Source organism: Mucilaginibacter sp. (genome assembly GCF_039207105.1).
In the GTDB taxonomy this organism is placed as follows: domain Bacteria; phylum Bacteroidota; class Bacteroidia; order Sphingobacteriales; family Sphingobacteriaceae; genus Mucilaginibacter.
In genome coordinates this window covers 1-5355 of record NZ_JBCECK010000240.1, presented here as the reverse complement: position 1 = coordinate 5355, position 5355 = coordinate 1, and the positions used below count along the sequence as shown (strand labels likewise).

Below are 5355 nucleotides of genomic sequence, written 5' to 3'. Positions count from 1 at the left end.
AATAAACAAAAGCCGGTATCTGCTTGTTGTTTATCTATGACAAAGCCAGCAAATTCATCCAACAAACCCTCGCCTTCGGACACCCCGACCAAACGATCAAATGACAATGGCGGCAAAAGCAAAGTACGCCAGGAGGATAAACAATATCATGCCGATAAACCTCATGGAGGCAACATCGCTAAAAAACATGAAAAAGAAGAGCAGCCTGTTGACCCGATAAAATCTCCACCCAAAGAAAAAGGAATGGAGAAGGGGAAAGTGCAGCCATAGTACCAACACGTCATGCCGAATTTATTTCGGCATCCCACTTGCAGAGCTCTACCGTGAGGTATACCAATCAAGAGGGATCCTGAAACAAGTTCAGGATGACGGTCATATATAAATGCTATCTCGCTATACCTGCCGAGTTAAATTGCAGGTCATAAAGTTTACGGTAGTGGCCGTTCTCAATTTTGAGGAGTTCCTGATGAGTACCGCTTTCCATGATCTCGCCGTGGTCAAGCACAATAATCCTGTCGGCATTTTGAATGGTCGACAGGCGGTGAGCAATAACAATAGCCGTGCGGCCTTGCATCAGTTTGTTAATAGCGTTTTGTATCAGTATTTCGGTTTCGGTATCCACAGATGAGGTAGCCTCATCCAACACTAAAATAGCTGGGTTATATACCAGCGCCCTGATAAAGGATATGAGCTGCGACTGGCCTGCCGAAAGCGTCGAACCCCTTTCCATCACATTATAATCGTACCCACCAGGCAGGCGTTCAATAAAATCATGCGCGCCTACATCCTTAGCAGCCGATATAATCTGTTCGCGGGAGATAGCAGGATTGTTCAGGCTAATGTTATTGCCAATGGTATCGGTAAACAAAAACACATCCTGTATCACAGTAGCTATCTGCGAACGTAAAAACTCCACCTTATAATCACGAATGTCATGACCGTCAACCTTTACACTGCCGCCTCCAATTTCGTAAAAACGGTTCAGTATATTTATGGTTGAGGATTTGCCCGCGCCTGTAGCCCCTACCAGTGCAAGCGTTTCGCCGGGTTTGATTTTAAAATTGATATTTTTTAATACCCAGTTCTCGTCGTTATAGGCAAACCAAACTTTATCAAACTCAATATCGCCCTGTAGTCTTCCGGCAGCAATCGTACCGTTATCAGCAGCAACCTCATCGGTATCCAATACCTTAAATATCCTGTCGGCACCAACCATGCCCATTTGCAGGGTGTTGAATTTATCTGCCAGCTGACGTATCGGCCTGAACAGCATATTCAGCAATACAATAAAGCCGGTAATTACGCCGGGAGTAATGCCTCCGGGCCTGGCAGTAATGGCTGCCAGCTGACTATCAGACAGCATCCGTTTGCAACCATACCAAACCAGCAAGCCCATACAAATGGCAAACAGAATTTCAACCACCGGGAAAAATATAGAATAGTACCAGTTGGAGCGGATATTGGCATCGCGATATTTGAGGTTAACGGCCTTAAATTTGCGCATTTCCTGATCTTCGCGGGCAAACAGCTGAATGATACCTATACCGGAAATATGCTCAGCCAAAAAAGTATTAAGGCGGGCCACCTGTGTACGCACCTCCTGAAAAGATGATTTAATAGCTTCCTTAAACACATAGGTTGATGCAAACAGGAAAGGCATGGGTATCAGCGTGATCAGAGCCAGTTTCCAATCCTGGTACAGCATAAAACCAATCACGGCAAACACCAGCAGCATATCGCCCATGATAGAGATCAACCCCTCAGAAAAAATATCGGCAATGGTTTCCAGGTCAGATACCGTACGGGTAATAAGCATGCCAATAGGTGTACGGTCGAAATATTTTAAACGGAGACTGGTGATATGGTTAAAAATATCGATCCGCAGATCACGGATCACCGACTGGCCCAGCGAATTTGTTAAATAGGTTTGATAGTACTGCGCCACGGTTTGCACAATAAGCTGCGTAATCATGAGCACAACCATGAAAACCAAACCATCGTAGTTATCATTGAGGATATCAACATCCAGCGTACGCTGAATAAAAATAGGTTGTAAAATAGCGTTAACTGCCAAAAAAATGGTTAAAAACCCAGCAATAACAAAAGTGGTGTTATAGGGTTTTACGTAGTGCATCACCCGTTTTAACAGTTTCCAATCAAGCGCTTTTCCGGTTACGCCCCCCCCGCCCCCTGAAGGGGGTGCTTTCTGTGCAGTATTTTTTTTATCAGTATTCACTACTTTCAAAGTTAATGTATAATATATCAGTTAGAAAATATGAATATGTATTTTACATTCCCCTTTAGGGGTTAGGGGCTAATATTTCACTTCTGTTAAATACAAACCGCAGGCCGGTACACTGGTGCCGGCATTTGAACGGTTTTTACTTTCGATGATCTGGCGAACAGCTCCCGGGACTATTTCTCCTTTACCAACCATGATAAGCGTGCCCACTATAGCGCGTACCATATTGCGCAAAAACCTGTCGGCCGAGATGTGAAAAACAATGCCCTGATCGGTGTTCACCCATTCGGCTCGGGTTATTTTGCAATTGTTGGTTTTAACCTGTGTGTTTGATTTGCTGAAACAGCTAAAATCAATATACTCCATAATAATAGCCGCGGCCTGGTTCATCAGTTCCAGATCTGGCACATCACGCAGCTGCCAGGAGTAACCACGTAAAAAAGGATCTTTATGAAAATGGATATGATACTGGTATGATCTTAACGTGGCATCAAACCGGGCATGTGCCCCGGCATCAACCGCTATAATATTTTTTATGGAGATATCTGGAGGAAGAATGGAGTTTAAGCCGCGAACTTTATTGTTAAGTTGTTGGTTCATAGTCCGTGGTTCATAGTCCGTGGTTGAAGCATCTGACATCTCGTCCTTATTCTTACTATGATCTATAAACAATGAACCCTGAACTTCTTCTACATCAAAATGCGCGAAAAACTCACGGGCATGTACGCCGGTATCGGTACGGCCGCAGCCGGTGGTTTCAATAGGCTGCCGTAAAATAGTGCTGAGAGCTTTATTCAGTTCTTCCTGTACACTCACCGCGTTTTGCTGCACCTGCCAGCCATGATAATTGGTACCATCATAAGCCAGCTCAATAAAATAGCGTTGTTTAACCGTCACCCGGCAAAGTTAATAATATGCAGGGGAAGGGTGTTTATTATTTGGTTAAATGTTGGAATGGCGCAGACGACTCACCCTGGCATCGCTGCGCTCGCCATCCCTCTCTACGCAAGCGTAAAGAGGGAAATTTTATTTTTTAATTTTCCATCCCTCTTTCCGCCGCAGGCGAAGAGAGGGTGCCCGAGCGAAGCAAGGGGCGGGTGAGTATACCCTACTCCCCTGCCGGTTCGCTGATATATTCTTTGTAAATAGACTCAAACATGATCTTATCTTCAACTGCCTGGTTAAAAGGTTTATCTAAAAAGCTATTGCTGTAACCAATAGCCTTAGCCAGGTTTTTAAGCACTTTAAAATAAGTAACCTCAATACCTTCAATTAGCTGTAGATAAAACACGATAAAAACGTCACGCTCCATAGCTGTTTTGCCTGCCTTAATTGCCGAAATGTATGCTTCAAGCGTCATGGCCTTCATACCAAGCACACTTATTTTTGATTGATCTTCATTAATAGAATTAAAAATGCCATCCAAATGTTGCATTTGGTATTCAGCATCATTTTTACAATCCTCAATCGCATTTTTTAAAAACTGCAGTGTTGCCAGCTCTTTAATTTCTTCAAAAAAACTGATCAGGTGCTGCTTGCCGCAATAAATACTGTTCAGGTGTTCAAGGAATATTTTTTTCAGGTGCGCGTCCTCAAACTTCACATCCTGTGGAGAGAGGTTATTGATTGGGGGTTCCATCATCACAATAGTTTTTAATCGGTAATCAACTATAAATATACATTATAAAATTATCATTCAGCACAAATCATTAGCCCAATAAAATGGCCTGCGGCAATAGGTAAAACAATTATATTTGCCGTGTTATAATTTTTAAGATCATGCTGCAACGTATTCAAAGCATTTACCTTTTATTTGCCAGCCTTGTGCTATTTGCCCTTTTCTTTTTCCCATTAGCACACAACATTTACGTAGCGGGTAAACCGGTAAGTGTTATGGTTACGGGTGTGTTTCAGGATGTGAACGGCTCGCAGCAGTATACCGAGCATTTTACAGCCCTTACAGCCATAACAGGTATTGTTGCATTACTGCCATTGGCTATTATATTTTTGTACAAAAACCGCAAACAGCAAATCACCATTTGCTACAGCGCCATACTGGTATTAATTGGGTACAGCTTCTGGATGGCCCAAACCGTTAAAAAAGCAATAGGCAGTGTTCAGTTGGATACCCGCACTATGGGTATTGGCCTGTTTTTAACGTCGTTGAGCATTGTGTTGATCATTTTAGCAGCCAAAAGCATTCAGCGTGATGAAAAGCTGGTTCGGTCGGCCGATAGGTTGAGGTAAGTATATTTGCAAACATTCCCCTGATTTGGGCAATGTCGACAAGAAAATACTAATATTTGTCATTGCGAACAAAGTGTGGCAATCGCGAACCTTGAAGGCAAACCTGCATAGTCCGCGATTGCTTCGTCGTTCCTCCTCGCAATGACAATTTTTAATACAGCCGAGATCTTACTCGCACCTCAACACTATACTCCTGATAATAAGTATCAATACCTCAAAAAACCGGTGTTTTCCGGGCCCCAAAATCCCATTATTACAATAAATAAAAAAGGTATAGGAATTGAACTTTAAAGTCGCTATCTTTGCGCCCGATTTGGCGATGTTGCCAAATTCGTTATTTTAATTCATGAACAACCCATTTATTCAACTGGGAATCCGTCATGATATTGTTAATGCCATCTCTGAGTTAGGGTTTGAAAACCCAACGCCAATCCAGGAACAGTCAATTCCGGTATTGTTAACAGGCAGCAACGATTTTGTCGGATTAGCCCAAACCGGGACCGGTAAGACTGCTGCCTTTGGCCTACCATTATTAGAGCTGTTGGATTTCGAAGAAAATCATCCACAGGCACTTGTTTTATGCCCCACACGCGAACTTTGTTTACAAATCGCGAACGACATTAAAAATTACGCCAAGCAAATGAACAACGTTCACGTTGTTGCTGTTTATGGTGGTGCAAGTATTTCTGATCAGTTACGCCAGATTAAACGTGGTGTACAGATCGTAGTGGCCACTCCTGGCCGTATGCTTGACATCATTAACCGCAAGGCGATTGATTTTACGCAGGTAAAATACGTAGTATTGGATGAAGCTGATGAAATGCTCAACATGGGCTTTCAGGAAGACATTGATAATATCTTATCTA

The 5355-nt window shown here is 42.9% G+C and carries 6 protein-coding genes; 3 read left to right on the top strand and 3 right to left on the bottom strand.

Translation table 11 applies throughout. The annotated features are described in order from the left end of the window. Window positions 1-270 (top strand): hypothetical protein (locus AAGC65_RS24670; RefSeq protein ID WP_343115125.1); only part of this gene is annotated, 270 nt, incomplete at its 5' end. 115 nt (window positions 271-385) lie between these two features. On the opposite strand, the gene AAGC65_RS24665 is transcribed toward AAGC65_RS24670, so the two are convergent. The 3 genes from AAGC65_RS24665 to AAGC65_RS24655 all read right to left on the bottom strand — a co-directional run bounded on the left by AAGC65_RS24665 (window position 386) and on the right by AAGC65_RS24655 (window position 3884). Next, window positions 386-2134, bottom strand: coding sequence for an ABC transporter ATP-binding protein (locus tag AAGC65_RS24665; RefSeq protein WP_343115126.1), 1749 nt, complete (start codon window positions 2132-2134; stop codon window positions 386-388). A gap of 180 nt (window positions 2135-2314) precedes the next feature. Further along, window positions 2315-3139 (bottom strand): tRNA pseudouridine(38-40) synthase TruA, encoded by an 825-nt coding sequence (gene truA, locus AAGC65_RS24660; protein WP_343115124.1) that lies wholly within the window; start codon window positions 3137-3139, stop codon window positions 2315-2317. A 211-nt stretch (window positions 3140-3350) separates the two neighbouring features. Beyond that, entirely contained in the window at window positions 3351-3884 is a 534-nt protein-coding gene (locus AAGC65_RS24655) for a DUF892 family protein (RefSeq protein WP_343115123.1), read from the bottom strand. Between the two features lie 137 nt (window positions 3885-4021). Here AAGC65_RS24655 and AAGC65_RS24650 point away from each other — a divergent pair, with 137 nt between their 5' ends. Beyond that, a complete protein-coding gene (locus AAGC65_RS24650; protein ID WP_343115122.1) occupies window positions 4022-4489 on the top strand; it encodes a DUF4293 domain-containing protein in 468 nt (155 codons plus the stop codon). A 346-nt stretch (window positions 4490-4835) separates the two neighbouring features. Continuing rightward, a partial coding sequence (locus AAGC65_RS24645; RefSeq protein WP_343115121.1) for a DEAD/DEAH box helicase occupies window positions 4836-5355 on the top strand: 520 nt, incomplete at its 3' end.

Bases quoted from the DNA above. Each gene is read 5' to 3' on its own strand.
- AAGC65_RS24665 (WP_343115126.1), bottom strand. From the start codon at position 2,134: ATGCACTACGTAAAACCCTATAACACCACTTTTGTTATTGCTGGGTTT.
- AAGC65_RS24655 (WP_343115123.1), bottom strand. From the start codon at position 3,884: ATGATGGAACCCCCAATCAATAACCTCTCTCCACAGGATGTGAAGTTT.
- AAGC65_RS24650 (WP_343115122.1), top strand. From the start codon at position 4,022: ATGCTGCAACGTATTCAAAGCATTTACCTTTTATTTGCCAGCCTTGTG.